The following is a 21,011-nucleotide window of genomic DNA, read 5'->3' on the forward strand; positions in this document are numbered from 1 at the left end:
TTTCACTGAACTTTTGGCTGTAGTGCTGTAGCGGTCTTCTCTCGTTGTCTGGCTTTTTCCCTGGTTTGTCCACCTTTTCCGGTGACTGGTCAGGGTTTTTAAGCGAATGTCAAAAAGCTTTTCGCCACGCGAAAGAGCAAAGCGTCCATGCTTTGGTCAATGCTCCTGAGGAGAGGTTGCTTCTTTTGAACCAGCAATAGCTCGTGTTTGGCTTTGACAGTGGGCCTGTGGAAGCGCTTTGGTTTTTCGCTTTTTTCGGGCTAAGTCTTCGAGGATTTCAAATCATAACCGACCCATGAACAGCGCACTTACTTGTTTTTGTTTTTTTCTGTTGCTGGGCATTTGCTCTGGGCAGGGATGGAATCCAGATTCTTTGTTTTCCGTTTTCAGTAACCCGCAGCTGCCCGCTACGGAGCGGATCGGGGCCTTGGTTACTTATGGTGAGAGCAGTTTCGCGCGGGAAAACCCTGAAACTGTGCTGCTTTCCTTGTCCCAGGTAGAGAGACTCGTTGAAGACCAAGCGTCGGACAAGGAAAAGCGTCTAACCAGTTACTACAAGGGGGTCTCGCTGTACCGGACGACACGCTATGTGGAAAGCCTGGGCGTGTTAGGAAAGGTGTTGGAGGAAGCCAAGGCGGCTAGAGATACCGCATTAATCATTAAGTCGCTGAGCTATTCCGGAAACAGCCATTTGACGATGAGCAATTTCTCTACCGCCCTGGACGTGTATACTGAAGGCTTACTATTGGCCGAAGCTCGGGGTGAGCAGCGGTATATTGAAGTTTTTCGATCAGCCATCGGGCTGGTTTATCTGGCCCAAAAGGAGTTCGGGAAAGCACGGGAGTACATGCTTGCTGCCCTCAATTATAGCCGGACAAAAGGGGATACTGCTAATTGGATTAGGGGCTTGACCAACGTTGGCATCAGTTATTTTGACGAAGGGAACTTTGCCAAAGCGACGGAGCAACACTTACAAGCCTACGATTTGGCGAAAGCCCACCATTTCAATAAAAACCTGGGGACAATCCTCTTTAATCTTGCGGATGCTTACCTTCATCTGGGGGAAAATGCCAAAGCCAAATCCTTTCTCTGGGAGGGGATGGCTGTTGCCGAGGAAAAGCAAGATTATTTTGCGCTGGCCGGGGGGACGGTCTTGCTCGCCAACTTATACCGCCAGGTGAATCTGGATTCTGCCGCCTATTACGCAGAACGGTCCTTAGCGTTGGCTCGTCAAATAGGCGATAAAACAGTGCTGGAAGATGCGCTTCAGATCAGTTTTCTTCTACACGAAGACAGTAAAGACTATCAAACAGCATTAGAGTACCATAAGGAGTGGAGCCAAACCAGGGACAGTATTTACAGCGAAGATAACCAAAAGGCTTTGTTTGAAAACGAAGCAAAATACGCCTACGAAAAACAAAAGTTAATAGATGAGATGGCTTTTGAGGAGACCTTGCTGCAGCAACGTTTAAAGGCCAGAACGGTTGGTTTCAGCCTACTTGCGGTAGCCGTACTGTTGGTCATCCTCTTTTTGGCGATCCTCGACCGTCGCAAAGTCATAAGTGCGCAGGAGAAAATGGCCCTACAGCATGAGTTAGCGTTGACAAAGGAGCGGGTGGCGGCTCAGTCGGTTTCGGTTGAAGGGGTACGGAAAGAGTTGGAACTGGACAAAGCAGCGCTGGACGCTTACCTGGGTAAACCGCTGGGTGAATCTTCCTGGAACATCCTCTGTGCCATCTTCGAGAACCCTGCAATGAGCAATCGGGAGATCGCCGATAAAGTTTTCCTCAGTCTCGAGGGGGTGAGCTCTTCTCTCCGCCGGATGTACCAGGCCTTTGAAGTGAGTTCGGACAGCAGCCAGAACCTCAAAGTGGCCCTCCTTACCAAAGTCGTGAAGATTTCCTTGGAGAAATACCCCTGACGAGCAGATAGCGAACTGTTAAATAGTGATCATACGCCGTAATCTAAAGGTCGACTGTAGACTAAAACAGGGGAAATTAAAGTCCGTCTTTACGGCACTAGAGGTATGTCATGTTGCATATTTTGCCAAAAAAACGAACTAAAATTTTGTGCCAGCACTGTTGTTTACACCTTCCAATGCTGATTTGCCTTGCAGGTTTTTCCTCTATTGTCTAATTTGGTCGGCAAAGAGTGGCAGCACCAACGCTGGGGGACTGGTTCCCTCAGCAACAAAGACCAGGCAATCCTTCCTTCTGCAGGAACCCAGATTGCTGGTCGTTTCGATTGAACAACAGCAGGCTCCTCCCCTGGGCTATTTACTGAGAAAAGGGACCAGGCCACCTCGTTTTTGTGTAATTCCATTCGGCAGAACTTAAAACCATAAACGAACATGAGTAGGGCTTTTACGTTTTTTTGTTTTTTTTTGCTCCTGGGTATTTGTTTTGGTCAAGGCACCAAACCGGATTCATTGCTCTCCGTATTTGTTAACGGACAGCTGCCCGCCACTGAGCGGATTCAGGCTTTGATTGCTTACGGCGAAAGCAGTTACGCCCGGGAGCATCCAGACAGTATCCTGCATTACTATGCCCGGGCAGAGGATTTGATAGCGGCCGAAGGCACTGAGGCGGAAAAGCGCCAGATCAACTACTTCAAGGGTGTTGCGCTTTACCGCACGGCGCGTTACGTTGAAAGTTTAGGCGTTTTCAAATGGGTGCTGGAAGCGACCAAGGCGGCAGGTGATACGGTGCAATACATAAAATCGCTGAGTTATACGGCGAACTGCCACTTGACCTTAAGTAACTTTTCCATTGCTCTGGAGTTTTACACTGAAGGTTTACTGCAGGCTGAAGCCCTGGGGGACAAGCGATTCATCGAATCTTTTCGATCCAGCATCGGGTTGGTTTATCTGGCCCAAGAGGAGTTCGAGAAAGCGCGGGAGTACATGATTGCAGCGCTTGAGTACGGACGTGCAAGTGCTGATACTGCCAATTGGATCAGGGGGCTGACGAACATGGGGGTCAGTTACGGCGACGAAGGAAAATTTGCCAAGGCGGTGGAGTACCATCTAGAGGCCTACGCGTTAGCAAAAGCAACCGGCTTTAATAGAAATGCGGGCACGATCCTCTTTAACATCGGGGATTCTTACCTTAATCTGGGCGATACCGCCCAGGCCAAAGGGTATTTCATGGAGGGGTTGGCCGTTGCCGAGACGCACCAGGATCGTTTAACCCTGGCCAGGGGAACGGTCATGCTCGCTCACTTATACCGCCACGTAAATGCTGATTCTGCAGACCATTACGCTACCCAGTCATTAGTCTTGGCCCGCCGGGTAGGTGATCAAACGATCTTAGAAGATGCCCTTCGAATCAGTTATTTTCTCAGCGAAGATCAGCGGGATTACAAAACAGCGCTGGAATTTCATAAAGAATGGCAGCAAACCAAGGATAGCATCTACAGCGAACAGAACAGAAAATCTTTGTTTGAAAATGAAGCAAAGTACGCGTACGAAAAACAAAAATTGTTGCATCAACTTGCTTTTGAGGACCAGTTGGCCCAACAACGCTTGAAAGCCAGAACCGCTAGTTTTACGCTTCTTGCGGTGGCGGTGCTGTTGGTCATCTTATTTGTAACCATCCTCAACCACCGGCAAGTCCGAAGTGCCAGGGAGAAGGTGAAGCTGCAACACGAGTTGGAGTTGGTCAAGGAGCGGGTTGCTGCCCAGTCGGTGTCGGTAGCCGGTGTCCGTAAGGAACTGGAACTGGACAGGGAAGCACTTGAAAGCTTCTTGGGGAAACCCCTCGGAGAAAGCTCTTGGAACATCCTCTGCGCCATTTTTGAAAACCCATCCATCAGCAACCGGGAGATCGCCGATAAGGTCTTCCTGAGCCTCGAAGGGGTGAGTTCTTCGCTACGCCGGATGTACCAGTCTTTCGAGGTGACCTCCGACAGTAGCCAGAACCTTAAAGTGGCCCTGCTCACCAAAATTGTCAAGGTTTCTCTTGGTGAATAGGAGGATTTGGGAGGTATACCCAGGTTAAACGGGGTTGAACGGGTATCCGTGCATCTGCCTGAAAACCCAATTGAACGGACTTTATGTGTCGCTGCCTACTTTACTTTGTTCTATGCATCGTAGGTGTTATAAAGCTGAAAAAAAGAACCGTGCTTTAACCGACGACTGCATCGCCACTGGCGTTCTCTCGCTTTTCACAATTCTTTTCACCTCCCGGAAGACGCCCGCTTTGATGTCTGGGCTTTCGACCACTTAACTACCCGCTTTGCGCCAAGTTGCTTTGGGCTGTTACCCTCCAACTCTTTGGAGTCACCCATGAGTACTGGGCATCTAAAACGCCTGACATCAAATCAGAACACAATCTTCTCGTGAAAACAAAATGTTGAAAAATGGTTCCTTCCATCTACCAAACTGAAATCCTCGTTTGTGAACCTAACCTGTCATTCCGGGACCTGCTGCTGGTGCTGCTAACTAAAATGGGGGTCCGCAAAGTTGTGGCCGCTAGTAATGTTGCCGAAGCGGAAAGTAACTTTCGCCAGCACCCCCCGCACGTCTGCATCCTGGATGCCGATGTAGCCGAAAGTTTTGAGTTTGCTACCAAAATCAGGCAGAACGGCCTGCTCACTCCACTCATTTTTCTGGGATCCTCCGTCAATCGAGAGGCTAAGCGTAAAAAGGTTTCCGCAATCAAGAACACCAATTTTCTGGATGACGACCTCTCCAGCTCCCGCCTCACGGACGCGTTGAACTATGCCCTGCTTCAGTTGGAAAACAGCCTGCTCAACCAGAAAATCGCAATTGACCATTCCTCAGCAAGGGTGGGGCCAATTGCTGCACAAGGACTGCAAGGAGAGCAACACGTCTTCTTCAAAATCGGCGATGCCTTCCGGGCGATGAACATTGAGAAAATCAGTTTCTTCTTTGCGGACAACAAACTCACCTACGCCAGAGTCGAAAAAAGGAACTACCCTACTAACGTCCAGCTCAAAACCTTGGAGGAAAAACTGTTCCCCCAGTTTCTGCGCTGCCATAAGAAGTACCTCATCAATGTCATGCATATTGAATCCATCTCCACTAAGGACGACAAGATCAAGATCAATGAAGAGCAACTCCCGATTGGCTATAGCTACCGTAAGCCTTTTTTAGACCAGTTGAACCTGTTGCGATAGTTCAGAACTGGTGGCAAAGGACACCGGCGCGGGCCATTGTTCAATTTACCATTTAAGACGGTTTGTTTTGCGGGTCTGACTTGTTGTGGCTGTAATGGCCTTGTTCATCCTCAAAAACGCCTGACTTGTCTTGGTAACGGTTTTGCGCTGCTGAATGTCTGCCTATATTGTGCTAAATCTTACCCGCACTCTTTCCCTATTTTCTTGTGCTTACAGTAACTATATAAAAACTACAATTGTGTTGTTCAAAAGTGTTTATTTATGCGAGTGGCTCTTTGCCACTCGTTTTTTTTTGCGGTTGAGAGAAGTGTTTGGTAAAGGCAACACCAATAGTCTCTTCTACGATGCATTTCGTGCCGCTGTACTCTACACTTCAATCCTTCATCTTTGCTCAGCCTGTGACCCCCGGTCTTAACCCACTAGCCAGCCACTGCCGACAAACATGGCGTTTTGCAGATGAACGCAACTATCTGGGGGTAAACGTGGCAAAACCCAAGTTGAGTGCGGTTTGTGAGGTGTTTGAGCTGAAATCTGGCAATGCTCCTGGGTTGTCGCCTATTTATCGGCGCTCAGTCTAGCGAATGGGTACTTATCTGCTGGATGTTTATTTCCAGGTGCTATCCGAGCGACCTTCACGCTAGAAATTCGGATTGGATAAAGTAGAGTTAGAAGTTCACTTACAACAATGGTAGACAGATCAAGTTGCTGCACGATTCCGCTGTGATGAGCAAGTTGAGGTCTGCTTAAAGCAGGTTTTCGGTTAACGATATTTTCCCTTTTCAAATTTCAAGTAATTGGCTATCAGTAATCTGAACAATATATTCTCTCTAGTTTAGAGTTGGGTTAAACCAGTGCGTTGCTTTTTCTTACACGACAGCAACTTAAGTACCAAAAAGTGAAGGAGCAAGCCATCTAGGTTGGCGGGTTCTTTCTCTTTCTGTGGTACGCTCCACTACCAGAAAATATTGTTGGGGTTTAAAGCTTTGTTATACCAGGCTAAAAATTGCCGTTAGGTGATTCAGGCTGATAGTATTAGGTTTTGGTGAAAATTAATCTCGTGATGCGTCAAGCACTATAACACACTCACAAACGATCACCCTACTCGTTGGCGTGGTATAAATTTTTTGAAGTGAAAGACTACCTGAAAAAAAATAGCAGAACTGTTTATAACGCCCTTTTATGTTTCAATTCTGTTGACAAAATAACGTGGGGAAACGGTTCTGTTTGGAAAACATTAGTGGTGCTGTTCGCAGGTTTCGCCCTGTTGCTGGGCTGGAACGTCTCCTTGCAGGGGAAGGGGACTGGCCCGCAGTACCCAGACTTGTTTGCTACCTACCCATCTGAGGTCATTGAAGAATGTGAAAATGACCCTTCTGCGGAGTCTGTCTGGGCGGCGTTATGGCCTTTTGGCTCTGGACACCAGGAAAATTTGCCTGCTTATATAAGGAAGGCTGGTCAAGGCAAAGCGCATCAGCTTTCCGCTGGTCCGGCCAGTTTCTTTGGTGCCCATCTGGTGAAGCGTTTTGACCAGGGTCCATCACCTATCGATGGGTTTAACCTGCTGCCTGCAGATGCCAGTACTCAGTCCACAATGGCTACTGAGACTTTGCCGGCCGGAACGCTCATCATCGCCATGGACGATGCCAATCAAGCCAGCGATACCCGTATCACGCAAGCCTACGGGCTAGCGGTCAGGCTGTTGCACGCCGGGATTCCATTGAAGTGGATTATTAATTCAAGCAAAACCAGTAGAACTGGGATTGATTTTACCGCATCCGCCCGGCAGCGCTATCCCACCACGGGCACTTACAGCAGCCGAAGTTTCCGGGCGGGTCCCATTGCCATCTTCCCAGGTTTTGAGGCCCAGGCGGCCACGGTAATCAACAGTTTTGGCAATTCGATCCGAGTGTATGAGTTACAAAACGCCACCACCGTGGATGTACACTCCAACCTTACCCACAAGCCTTTTGTGTTTGTAGAAAATGGAGCCAACCCAGATATTCATTCAGATAATATTTTGGTACGTGCTGGTCTTACCCAAGGCACGCACTTCACAGAGGGATCCCTCACCACTATAACTGCCTCTTCTTGTGTTACCATCATTACGGTGCCGCACAACGAAAGTATTACTACCGCCCAAAGGACGGCAGTGAGAGCTTTTTTACAAAGCGGTGGCAACTTTCTTGCGCAATGCGCGGCGATACGGGGCTTTCAAAATAGTGCCCCCCGGCCATTTCTCAATGCCGGTTACAGGGATAATCCCGGTTTAGGCACTTTCCTGTACGATAACCCCACGGAGCCTTCCGCGCAATTTGAAGGAAATATCGGAGATAGAGGTGGTTCAGTGGAAGACTTTGGGTTCAATACTAACCCTCCCGGGGGTACCCGTATCGTATACGATAGTCAAAATGACTACAAGGCCTATACCGGGCGTATTGATGGGGTTACTGCCAGCGATGGGGGGTATATACACTACCTAGCGGGGCATGACCATAGTGATCAAGGCGCCAACCGGCTTGATGCCGATCGCTTTTACCTGAATGCGGTTTTGCGCTCTGCCATACGTCCTACCAATTGTGGGCTCAACTTGGGCCCCATCGCCCAAGACGACACCGGAACCATTAACTGCGGTAGTGCCTCCGTCACCGTTAACGTACTGGCCAACGACACCAACCCCCTGGGAGGCCCCCTCACCGTCAACCTGATCGGCAGCGGTACCAACGGAACCTTTGTCAACAACGGCAACGGCACCATCACCTACACGGGCAACGTTACCGGCTTCTGGGGCGGTGACCAAATCACTTATGAAGCTTGTAGTGGCGCGGTTTGTAGCCAGGCTACCATCACTATTACCGCTAGCAATCCTAGTCAGTCCACCATCAATGGTACGGTATTTCTGGATGCAAATACCAATGGCATCCTAAACGCTGGCGAAACAGGGGCGAGTGGGGTGACCGTAAACTTGTATAACGACCTAAACAACAACGATTTACTTGATGTAGGAGAACCCCTGATTACTAGTACATCTACCACAGCAGGCGGAGCCTATTCTTTCTCGATCAACTCCATTAGTGCGCCTAGTACAGTAACGCTTAGTAATCAACTTGTTCCAGCAACTACCAGCGATTCCTGGCAGAATAGTGCCGGAACTAACTTCCCAACTTCATTTCAGGACAATGGTGACATTATCAGGTATCAGGGCTTTAGGTTTCAAAGTTTGAACATCCCTGCCAATGCGACCATCACCTCAGCTACGCTTCGACTCATAGGGTACGATGATGGCAACATACCAGTAACCATTCGGGCTGAAAATTTATCTGCTCCACCTGCGTATACAGCGGCCAATAATTATCTTTCTACCCGGGCGGTAACGACTTCCTCGGTTACTTGGAATGTGCCAAACATTTCAGATGAGCAAGTACTGAACTCTCCAAATTTTTCCAGTGTAGTTCAGCAAGTGGTTAATAATCAGGGGGGATTGACGCATCTTTCTCTAATTCTGAGTAATACAACCGGAACTTGGTTGATTTACAATTCAGACGACGGTTCGGCTTTCAGACCACGGTTAGATTTGACCTATACAACTCCCGGTGCACCTAGTAATTTCGTTGTCACAGTCAATACAAGTACCTTACCTACTGGTGCTACTCTCACTACTGATAACGTTGAGGCGGTCAGTTTTACGGCCCTAGGCCAGCTCGATTGCAACAACAACTTTGGCTACGAAACCTGCCCGAACGCATTTGTAAGCATCACGCCTTCCAGCAGCACGGTATGTGTAGGTGGCGCCGTCACCTTGAGCAGCACGGTGAGTGGGGGCAATGGTTCCTGTACGCGGCAGTGGCAGAGCGGCCCCTCGGCCTCCGGCCCTTGGACCAATATCAGCGGCGCCACGGCCGCCACCTACAATGCGCCCACGGCTACGGCGGGCACGTTTTATTACCGGGCCACCTACGCTTGCACGGGCAGCACCTGCGCGGTCCCTACGTCCAATGTGGCCACGGTGGTGATCACGCCTGATCCCACCATCAGCATTGCGCCCAGCTCCTCTACGGTTTGCGTAGGCGGTACGGTCACCCTTACGGCCACTCCCGGCAACGGCACGGGGACCTGTACCATCCAATGGCAGAGTGGCACCTCGGCTGGCGGCCCTTGGACCAATATCAGTGGTGCCAATGCCGCCACCTACAGTGCACCGACTACTACTGCCGGTACCCGCTACTACCGGGCTACCTACTCCTGCACGGGCAACGGCTGTGGCGCCGCCAACTCGGCCACGGCTACCGTAGTGGTCACCCCCGATCCGACCATCAGCATCACCCCAAGCTCGTCTACGGTTTGTGTGGGCGGCACGGTCACCCTCACCGCCACGCCCGGCAACGGCACAGGCACTTGCACCATCCAATGGCAAAGCGGTACCTCGGCCAGCGGTCCCTGGACGAACATCAGCGGTGCCAATGCTACCACTTACAGTGCGCCGACCACTACGGCGGGTACACGCTATTACCGGGCCGCTTACTCCTGCACGGGCAGCGGTTGCAACGTGGCCAACTCGGCTACGGCCACGGTAGTGGTTACGGCTGATCCGACCATCAGCATCACGCCTGCTTCTTCTACGGTGTGCGTAGGCGGCACGGCCACCCTCACGGCTACGCCCGGCAACGGTACGGGCACCTGCACCATCCAGTGGCAGAGCGGCACCTCCGCTACCGGACCCTGGACGAACATCAGCGGTGCCAATGCCACTACCTACAATGCGCCGACTACCACGGCGGGCACCCGGCACTACCGGGCTACTTACTCCTGTACGGGCAGCGGCTGTGACGCGGCCAACTCGGCTACGGCTACCGTAGTGGTCACCCCCGACCCCACCATCAGCATCACCCCAAGCTCGTCTACGGTTTGTGTGGGTGGCACGGTCACCCTTACGGCCACCCCCGGCAACGGCACGGGCACTTGCACCATCCAATGGCAGAGTGGTACCTCGGCCAGCGGCCCCTGGACCAACATCAGCGGCGCCAACGCCACCACCTACAATGTGCCCACCACCACGGCTGGTACCCGCTACTACCGGGCCACCTATTCCTGCACCGGCAGCGGTTGTGATGCGGCCAACTCAGCGACGGCTACCGTGGTGATCAATGCCCTGCCCAATAACGGGCTGGCGGTGAGCGACGCTGCCATCTGTATTGGCCAGACCGCCACTATCACCATCACCGGCAGCCAGAACGGCGTGAGTTACCAGCTTCGCCTGGATAGCAACGACAGCAACGTGGGCGCTCCGGTGGCAGGCAATGGCGGCGCCATCAACATCACGGTGAGTCCTACCGCCACCACCTTGTACAATATCCTGGCCACCAACACCACCACCAACTGTTTTGCCGAACTGACCGACAAGCCCATGGTAACGGTCAATCCGCTGCCCAACAATGGCCTGGCAGTAACCGACGACGCGATCTGCGCCGGCGAAATGGCCTCAATCACAATTACCGGCAGCCAAAGCGGGGTAAGCTACCAGCTTCGCCGGGATAACAACGACAGCAATGTGGGCGCCCCAGTAGTGGGCACAGGTGGCAACATCACCATCATGGTAAGCCCGGCCAGCACCACTTTATACAATATCCTGGCTACCAACACCACCACCACCTGCGCCGCCGAACTAACCGACAAGCCCACTGTAACCGTGGAAGATCCACTTGATCCCGGCACCAACGGTGCACTTTCTATCTGCGCCGGCGAAACAGTCACTGCCGCAGCCCTGTTTGCTGCTTTGGGTGGCACACCTGACCCAGGAGGAATATGGACTCCTGCCTTGGCCGGTGGTGGCACCTACACCTACACCCATGCGGCTACGGCAAACTGCCCGGCCACCAGCGCCCAGGTAGTGGTGACAGAAACAGCCGGCCCTGATGCGGGTACGAATGGTACTTTGATGATTTGCCAGGGCGAAACGGTTACCACTGCAGAACTGTTCAATGCACTGGGCGGAACGCCTGACCCAGGGGGAGTCTGGACGCCCGCTTTAGCTGGGGCAGGTGTGTATACCTATACCCACGCGGCAGTGGGTGCTTGTCCTTTATCCAGCGCCCAGGTAGTGGTGACAGAAGAAACGCCTGAAACCGCAGGATCCAATGGCAGCCGAGAGTTTTGTGAAGGCACAAACACGCTGCAAAACTTGTTCGACATCATTACGGGCGAAGACCCGGGAGGAAGCTGGGCGGGAACGACTGCCGGACCAAGCTCGGGCGTGATGATAGGAGCTGGCACGGCAATCAACTTCAGCGCCGCAGCTCCGGGTGTGTACCAGTTCACTTATACGATTCCGGCGACGGCCGCTTGTCCAGCGGTAAGCGCCACGGCAACGATCACGGTAACAAACCGGTTACTGGCTGGCCCCGACAATAGTGATGAGTTCTGTGAAGGCAGTGGCCAGGGATATAACCTGACGGAATTGTTGTCGGGCGCAGATGCGGGCGGTACGTGGGCGCAGACGAGCGGAGCTACCGTAAACATCGGCGACCCTTCCAGTGTGGACTTCAGCGCGGCAGCCCCCGGTACGTATATCTTCACCTACACCCACGCGGCCAGTGGATCCTGCCCTGCTGACGTTGCGACATTGACGATTACAGTAACGAATCAGTTGCTGGCCGGTATCGATAATAGTGATGAATTCTGTGAGGGCAGCGGAGCAGCGTACAACCTCACAGCTTTGTTATCGGGTGCCGATGCAGGCGGTGCGTGGGCTCAAACGGGGGGGATTGCTGTAAACATCGGCAACCCTGCGAGCGTCAACTTCAGCGGGGCAGCCCCCGGCGTGTATACTTTCACCTACACGCACGCCGCGAGCGGATCCTGCGCTGCTGACGTGGCCGTATTCACAATCACAGTAACGAATCAGTTGCTGGCGGGAACCGATAACAGTGACGAGTTCTGCGAAGGTAGTGGCGCAGCATATAACCTGGTGGCTTTGCTGTCAGGTGCTGATGCGGGCGGAGTCTGGGCCCAAACAAGCGGAGCTGCCGTAAACATCGGCAACCCTTCGAGCGTCAACTTCAGCGGGGCAGCCCCTGGCGTGTATACGTTCACTTACACGCATGCGGCGAGCGGCTCTTGCCCTGCCGATATGGCGACATTCACCATTACGGTAACAAACCAGTTGCTGGCAGGTCCCGACAATAATGATCTTTTCTGCGCAGGCAGCAATGCGAATTACGACCTGACGGCTTTGCTGTCAGGCGCGGATGCTGGAGGCACTTGGAGCCAAACGGGCGGTGATATGGTTAACAGCAGTAATCCTGCAAACGTCAATTTCAGTGCTGCGGCCCCAGGAATGTATACCTTCTCATATACGCACGCAGCAAGCGGTTCCTGCCCTGCGGAAGTATCAGTAATGACAATAACGATTGAGTACTGCTGTCCAGAAGTGCCAATAGCGAGCGTAGGCACAGTGGAATGTGTCAATGGCACCACCTACCAATATACATTTGCGGCTTCTCTTGGTGCGACGGTTGCGAGTGCAAACGGTACGATCAGCGGCAATTTGGTGATGGTAGCGGTAGGAACTAACGACGTCCTCACGGTCTATAATGATGTAAACTGTGAAGCCGTAACGCTGAATATAACCAGCCCGACCATCTGTAACATTTCTTGTGAGCAGCCCAACCTGACCGTCGGCAACAGTGTATGCAACGGCGCGACTTACTCAGTGAGTTTCACGGAAACTACGGGTGCGACGATCACGACGGCCCCTGGCACCTACACCATCACGGGCAACGTAATCAGCGGCATTCCGCTGGGAACCAACGTAGTAATCACGGCGACAAACCCGAATGACGGCGCTTGTAACATTACACTGACAGCGATCAGCCCGACCGATTGCGGTAACTTATGTCCAGATGAGTTAATATCAGTGAGCGCCCTGGGCGTGTGTTCCGCTGATGGCCTGACCTACTCGGTGAACTTCGTGCTGGCTCCCGGAGCCACGCTGACGACTGAGCCCATGGTGGGCACGATTGGCTCGAACGTGATCATGGGCATTCCTGCGGGTACGAACATCCGTTTGGTAGCGACCAATGCAGGTTGTAATAAGGCGGACGATATCCTAATAACAGACCCCAATTGCTGTCCGGATGCCCCAATAGCTAGCGTAGGGTCGGTGGTATGCCTGAACGGCACTACCTATCAGTACACGTTTGCGGCATCGCCAGGTGCGACTGTCGTGAGTGCAAACGGCACGATCAGCGGCAACACGGTCACATTAACGGTGGGCGCGAACGATGTGCTGACGGTATACCGGGATGTCAATTGTGATGTAGTGACGCTGAATGTGGACAGTCCGGCCAACTGCAACCTGACGTGTGAGCAGCCCAACCTGACACTGGGCAACAGCGTATGCAACGGCGCGACGTACTCGGTTAGTTTCACGGAGACGACGGGTGCGACGATTACAACGGCTCCGGGTATTTATACGGTCACAGGCAACGTGATCAGCGGAATACCACTGGGAACCAACGTGGTAATTACAGCGTCGAACCCCAATGACGGTGCGTGCGCCATCACGCTAACGGCGATCAGCCCGATTGATTGCGGTACACCATGTCCGGATGAGTTGGTTTCAGTGAGCGCTCTGGGCGTCTGTTCCACGGATGGCCTTACCTACGCTGTAAACTTCGTGCTGGCTCCGGGAGCAACGCTGACGACCGAACCGCTGGTGGGTACGATCGGTGCGAACGTAATTACGGGCATTCCGGCAGGCACTAATATTCGTTTGGTAGCAACCAATGCAGCTTGTAACAAGACGGATGATATTATAGTAGCAGACCCCAACTGCTGTCCGGACGAACCAATAGCGAGCTTAGGCTCGGTAGTCTGCGTCAACGGGACAACCTACCAGTACACGTTTGCGGCATCGCCAGGTGCGACAATCGTGAGTGCAAACGGTACGATCAGTGGCAACATGGTAACGGTTGCTGTGGGCACCAATGATATGCTGACAGTATACAGGGACGCTAACTGTGATGTAGTGACACTGAATGTGACGAGCCCCGCCAACTGCAACTTGGCATGTGATCAGCCTGACCTGACTGTGGGCAACAGCGTTTGCAATGGTACGACCTACGCGGTGAGCTTTACGGAGACGACGGGCGCGACGATCACGACGGCTCCAGCTATTTACACAATCACGGGTAATCTAATCAGCGGCATACCGCAAGGCACCAATGTAACAATCACCGCAACCAACCCGAATGACGGTGATTGTACGGTAACTCTGACGGTGATCAGTCCAAATGATTGTGGCACGCCATGTCCGGACGAGTTGATTTCAGTAAGTGCGTTGGGCGTATGCGCTACGGATGGCCTGACTTACTCGGTGAATTTCTTTCTTTCCCCCGGCGCTACGCTAATAACCGACCCCGCCGTAGGTACAATAGGTACGAACGTGATCACGGGAATCCCTGCAGGAGCCAACATCCGTCTGATTGCAACGGATGCTGCTTGTAACAAGACCGACGACATCGTGGTGGCCGCACCAGATTGTTGCCCGGAAGCTCCCGTGGTGAGTGTCGGTTCAGTAGTGTGTGTAGACGGTACGACCTACCAGTACTCCTTTGCGGCTTCCCCTGGTGCAACGGTAACGAGTGCTAACGGAACGATCATTGGCAACACGGTTACGGTTGCAGTAGGCACGAATGACGTGCTGACGGCCACCAACGATGTCTCCTGTGATCTGGTCACATTGGGCGTTGCTAGCCCCGCCACCTGCGTGGACCTGATGTGTGAACAACCTGACCTGACACTGGGTAATGCCATTTGCGCGGTTACGACTTACTCGATCGCCTTCACGGAGACGACAGGTGCTGTAATCAGCACTGACCCTGGGACCTACACAATTACGGGCAACGTCATCAGCGGAATACCTATCGGAACCAATGCCGTAATTACAGCTACGAATCCGAACGATAGCGACTGCGCGATCAGCCTGACGGCTACGAGTCCAACTGCACTGGAGTGTGCTCCTTGTCCGGAAGAACTGATTTCGGTGAGTGCCTTGGGTATCTGTTCTGCCGACGGCAGCACATACTCTGTAAACTTTGCCTTGGTAGCTGGTGCTACACTGACTACTGACCCGGAAGTCGGCACCATTGGTGCGAACGTGATCACGGGCATCCCCGCAGGCACGAGCATCCGCCTGATTGCTACGGACGCCGCCTGTAACAAGACCGATGACATTGTGGTGGCTGCACCGAACTGTTGTGTCTCAATAGAAGCTTTTGTGTACCTGGAAGGAAGCCTCATCGCACCCCAAACCGGCCTGTACAGTACACCAATGCGTACTACCTTGAATGCTTCCAAACTTCTGCCAGGGCAGTACAGCGAAGACATTTTTATCGGTAATTTCTACCAACCCATTCTTGGAGCTTCAGGCCAAGCCTATAATGTGGCGCCTTGGAACTATGCGGGCACAGAAGGCATTGGTTTCGATTCAGAAATGATGAATGCGAATGCTGATGCTGGGTATCCGTCAACTGTGGTGGATTGGGTTTTGGTTTCCTTGCGTTCGACCCCAGAGAACGGTAGTGAAGCGATTTGCCAACGTGCCGGCCTGCTGCACAATGACGGAAGGATCGAATTCATCAATGACGCTGATTGCTGTGTGCTGGATCCATCACAGAGCTATTACATAGTAGTAGAACATCGGAACCACTTAATCGTAATGTCGCACGAAGCAGTTCCTGTCGTCAACAACGTGCTCACTTACGATTTTCGCAATAAGCAGTCATACGTCAATGATCCCTTCTCGTCAGGCGTGTTTCTCCGACAGAAAGAAGTCTTACCTGGTGTTTTTGCAATGTACGCTGGCAACGGTGATCACCTCACTTCAAACAGTGAATACACAGATATTACCGCTGCTGATTACACCAAGTGGCTTGTTAATGGCCCCGCCAACCGCGTGTATAACCTCGTCGATTATAACATGGATGGTGACGTTAGCGCGCTGGATTTCTTCCTGTGGTTGAGTAATGCTCCAGGCTTCACCAGCATCATCGTTTCCAATTGAAATGATTGGGGGATTCAAAAGTCAGGAACTTCCTTGAAATGTATTTGCCCATCATTCAGAATATTATTCTACTCTCTTTATGAAAAAAACATTTGCCACGCTGCTTTTGCTTTGCTTCACCTATACGCTCGGGTATTCCCAGAGAGTGATGCAATGGAGCATCGGAGAAGTTGAAGTGAACTGCGGCCCCGTCACCTCGGTTTGCTACCCCCTGCTGATCGCGCTCGAAGAAGCGTCGGATACGCCGGAGCTAGGGACCAGTACCTTGAGGTTTTTTTATGATTCGGGACTGTTGACTGGAATGAACATCATTAATGTTCAAAACGGTTACAGCGTTTCAGGGACAAACCAAAGCGCTCCGGTATACGGAGGAGTATTCAATTTTTCTACAAATGCTGGTACTTTTGTTGCCTGCAATATCATTGAAAATACCTCCATGCCAATCGCACTGGGTACCGTCCCAGTACACGTATTAGATATCTGCTTTACGGTACTCCCTGCTGCAGGCTTTCCCTTATGCGCACCCATCGTTTTTGATAATAACCACATCGGTGCAGGCCTAGGGATAGCCGAGGACGATGGTTACCTCAATAATGACGCTGGAGTGGTAGGCACCTATTATCTGAACCAGAATTACACAAATTTGAACTTGGCGGACGATGAAGTGGTCAACTTCTTATATACAGTGAATCCTGGGTTTGATGGAAACGTGGACGCCCTCACTGACAACGTAGGGATGACCCTGACTTCCGGATGCGTAGAGCTGCCCACTCCAAGCGATGACCTAGCAGTTAGTGACGATGAAATTTGTATCGGTGAGACGGCAATGATTACCATCACTGGGAGCGAAGTAGGAGTAAATTACCAATTGCGACTGGACAGCGACGATAGTAACGTTGGCACGCCCATAGCAGGTACCGGGGGGGACGTCAGTTTCTCTATTTCACTAAGCGAAACTACTGTCTACAACATATTGGCCACGGATGTTGCTTCGGGATGTTTTGTTGAGTTAATAGACAAACCTACCGTAGGGGTTAATTTATATCCTGATGCTACGCTTCCGGTTAGTGACGATGCTATCTGCCTTGGAGAGGTGGCAACGATTACCGTCATGAACAGTGAGAGTGGCGTGAGTTACCAACTCCGATTGAATAGTGACGATACCAATGTGGGGACCCCAATTGAGGGCACGGGCGCAAGCATCAGTTTTATGGTCAGTCCGTTGGTACTGACAACTTATAACGTATTTGCCACGAATACGACGACGGGTTGCGAAAATGAGCTAACGGATATTTCTACGGTATCGGTGGAGCCCGCCCTCGATCCCGGCACGAACGGCACCCTGACAATCTGCGAAGGCGAAACGGTTACGGCCGCTGAGCTCTTTGCCTCCTTGAACGGCACGCCCGATGCTGGTGGCACCTGGACCCCCGTCCTTGCTGGTGCGGGCACCTACACCTACACCCACGCTGCTACGGCCAACTGCCCGGCGGTTAGCGCCGAGGTGGTTGTCACGGAAGAACCCGCCCTTGATGCTGGCACGAACGGCACCCTGACGATCTGCGAAGGCGAAACGGTTACGGCCGCTGAGCTCTTTACCTCCTTGAACGGCACGCCCGATGCCGGCGGCATCTGGACCCCCGTCCTTGCTGGTGCGGGCACCTACACCTACACCCACGCGGCTACGGCCAACTGCCCGGCGGTTAGCGCTCAGGTGGTGGTTACGGAAGAGCCCGCCCTTGATGCTGGCACGAACGGCACCCTGACGATCTGCGAAGGCGAAACGGTTACGGCCGCTGAACTCTTTGCCTCCTTGAACGGCACGCCCGATGCTGGTGGCACCTGGACCCCCGTCCTTGCTGGCGCGGGCACCTACACCTACACGCACGCGGCTACGGCCAACTGCCCGGCGGTTAGCGCTCAGGTGGTGGTTACGGAAGAACCCGCCCTTGATGCTGGCACGAACGGTACCCTGACGATCTGCGAAGGCGAAACGGTTACGGCCGCTGAACTCTTTACCTCCTTGAACGGCACGCCCGATGCTGGTGGCACCTGGACCCCCGTCCTTGCTGGTGCGGGCACCTACACCTACACGCACGCTGCTACGGCCAACTGCCCGGCGGTTAGCGCCGAGGTGGTGGTTACGGAAGAACCTGCCCTTGGTGCTGGTACGAACGGTACCCTGACGATCTGCGAAGGCGAGACGGTTACGGCCGCTGAGCTCTTTGCCTCCTTGGGCGGCACGCCCGATGCTGGCGGCACCTGGACCCCCGTCCTTGCTGGCGCGGGTACCTACACCTACACGCACGCTGCTACGGCCAACTGCCCAGCGGTAAGTGCCCAAGTGGTGGTTACGGAAGAACCTGCCCTTGATGCTGGCACGAACGGTACCCTGACCATCTGCGAAGGCGAGACGGTTACGGCCGCTGAACTCTTTACCTTCTTGAACGGCACGCCCGATGCTGGTGGCACCTGGACCCCCGTCCTTGCTGGTGCGGGCACCTACACCTACACCCACGCGGCTACGGCCAACTGCCCGGCGGTTAGCGCTCAGGTGGTTGTCACGGAAGAGCCCGCCCTTGATGCTGGCACGAACGGCACCCTGACGATCTGCGAAGGCGAAACGGTTACTGCCGCTGAGCTCTTTAGCTCCTTGGGCGGCACGCCCGATGCTGGTGGCACCTGGACCCCCGTCCTTGCTGGTGCGGGCACCTACACCTACACGCACTCGGCTACGGCCAACTGCCCAGCGGTTAGCGCCGAGGTGGTTGTCACGGAAGAGCCCGCCCTCGATCCCGGCACGAACGGCACCCTGACGATCTGCGAAGGCGAAACGGTTACGGCCGCTGAACTCTTTACCTCCTTGAACGGCACGCCCGATGCAGGTGGCACCTGGACCCCCGTCCTTGCTGGTGCGGGCACCTACACCTACACCCACTCGGCTACGACCAACTGCCCAGCGGTTAGCGCTCAGGTGGTTGTCACGGAAGAGCTTGCCTTGGACCCGGGTACGAACGGTACCCTGACCATCTGCGAAGGCGAAACGGTTACGGCCGCTGAGCTCTTTACCTCCTTGGGCGGCACGCCCGATGCAGGTGGCACCTGGACCCCCGTCCTTGCTGGTGCGGGTACCTATACCTACACCCACGCTGCTACGGCCAACTGCCCAGCGGTAAGTGCCCAAGTGGTGGTTACGGAAGAACCTGCCCTTGATGCTGGCACGAACGGTACCCTGACGATCTGCGAAGGCGAGACGGTTACGGCCGCTGAACTCTTTACCTCCTTGAACGGCACGCCCGATGCTGGCGGCACCTGGACCCCCGTCCTTGCTGGCGCGGGTACCTACACCTACACCCACGCGGCTACGGCCAACTGCCCAGCGGTTAGCGCTCAAGTGGTTGTCACGGAAGAGCCTGCATTGGATGCTGGCGCAGATAACGATGATACTTTTTGCGCGGGCGCAGGTGCAATGTATGATTTGACGGCATTGCTATCCGGTGCCGACCCCGGTGGAACCTGGGTGCAAACTGGCGGAGCAACAGTTGACATCTCCAATCCAGCAAGTGTCAACTTCAGCAGCGCTGCTCCAGGAGCATATACCTTTACTTATACGCATGCAGAAACGGTTAACTGTCCCGCTGACGCTTCAACCATGGTCATTAACGTAGAAGCAGTTCCTATTGCTTTCTTAGTGACTGGTGGGGGAACCTATTGTGCTCATGAGATAATGGCCCAGTCCATCGGATTGGATGGCTCGCAATCGGGCGTGAACTACACTTTGTTCCGTGGTGCTACCTCGATAGAAACCCTTCCCGGTACTGGCGCAGCATTAAACTTTACCGCCCAAACGACTGCTGGTACCTACACGGTAGTAGCAACGAGCACGGCTGGAGAGCTTTGCAGCAGCGATATGGCAGGCAGTGCAGTGATTGTTGTTGAAGATTGCTGTGTGACCATTGAAGCTTTCGTATACCTGGAAGGAAGTGTTATTGTGCCACAAACAGGAGCCTATGCCCTGCCAATGCGTACGACACTAAACCTATCTAGGTTGCTGCCAGGCCAGTACAACGAGAATGCCTTCGAAGGTAATATCTACCAGCCGATATTAGGCGTTGCTGGTCAGGCTTACAATGTTGCTCCCTGGAGCTACAGTGGCACGGAAGGCATTGGCTTTGATTCAGAAATGATGAGTGCAAATGCCGATGCAGGTTATCCCGCTACAGTGGTAGACTGGGTTCTCGTCTCATTACGTACTAATCCAGAAGACGGTGATGAAGTGCTTTGTGAGCGAGCTGGGCTTCTCCACAACGACGGAAGGATTGAATTCCTGAGCGATGCCGATTGTTGCCAAATTGATCAGTCTCAGAGTTACTACGTGGTAGTTGAACACCGTAACCACCTGATTGTAATGTCGCACGAAGCAGTAGCAGTGGTGAACAATACCATTACTTACGATTTCCGGGATAAGCAATCTTACGTCAGCGATCCATTTGCAGCGGGTATTTTCCTGAGGCAAAAGGAAGTATTACCAGGCGTATTCGCAATGTACGGAGGGAATGGCGATCACGTTTCTTCTGGAAGTGAATACACTGACCTCACTGCCGCTGACTACACAACTTGGGTGACCAACGGACCTCAGAACAGGGCCTACAACCTAGTAGACTACAACATGGATGGAGACGTTAGCGCGCTGGACTTCTTTTTATGGTCCATGAATGCACCTGGCTTTACGAGTGTTAAAGCACGGGTCGAGTAAAAAGGCAACCGCGAGGAAGTACAAAACTTCCTCGCGGTATGTCTATTCAATTTATAT

Annotated in this window: 5 protein-coding genes and 1 pseudogene; all 6 read left to right on the forward strand. The window is 53.1% G+C overall.

Going from position 1 to position 21,011, the window contains the following annotated elements:
- Positions 1-295: 295 nt before the first annotated feature.
- Entirely contained in the window at positions 296-1,921 is a 1,626-nt protein-coding gene (locus H9S92_RS00245; RefSeq protein WP_187464724.1) for a winged helix-turn-helix transcriptional regulator, read from the forward strand.
- A gap of 429 nt (positions 1,922-2,350) precedes the next feature.
- The gene (locus H9S92_RS00250) at positions 2,351-3,970 is read left to right on the forward strand and encodes a tetratricopeptide repeat protein (protein ID WP_187464725.1); all 1,620 of its coding nucleotides are present in this window, start codon (positions 2,351-2,353) and stop codon (positions 3,968-3,970) included.
- 389 nt (positions 3,971-4,359) lie between these two features.
- Complete coding sequence (locus tag H9S92_RS00255; RefSeq protein ID WP_187464726.1) at positions 4,360-5,139, forward strand: LytR/AlgR family response regulator transcription factor; 780 nt, start codon at positions 4,360-4,362, stop codon at positions 5,137-5,139.
- 1,633 nt (positions 5,140-6,772) lie between these two features.
- Positions 6,773-7,981 (forward strand): annotated as a pseudogene (locus H9S92_RS22750) (Ig-like domain-containing protein); the annotation flags it as partial.
- 729 nt (positions 7,982-8,710) lie between these two features.
- Complete coding sequence (locus H9S92_RS00260) at positions 8,711-16,198, forward strand: beta strand repeat-containing protein (protein WP_246463559.1); 7,488 nt, start codon at positions 8,711-8,713, stop codon at positions 16,196-16,198.
- Positions 16,199-17,309: 1,111 nt separating this feature from the next.
- Positions 17,310-20,954 carry a hypothetical protein gene (locus H9S92_RS00265; protein ID WP_187464728.1) on the forward strand — a complete coding sequence of 1,215 codons (3,645 nt, stop codon included), beginning with the start codon at positions 17,310-17,312 and terminating at the stop codon, positions 20,952-20,954.
- Positions 20,955-21,011: the final 57 nt, after the last annotated feature.

Source organism: Neolewinella lacunae (genome assembly GCF_014349155.1).
GTDB classification, from domain to species: Bacteria; Bacteroidota; Bacteroidia; order Chitinophagales; family Saprospiraceae; genus Neolewinella; species Neolewinella lacunae.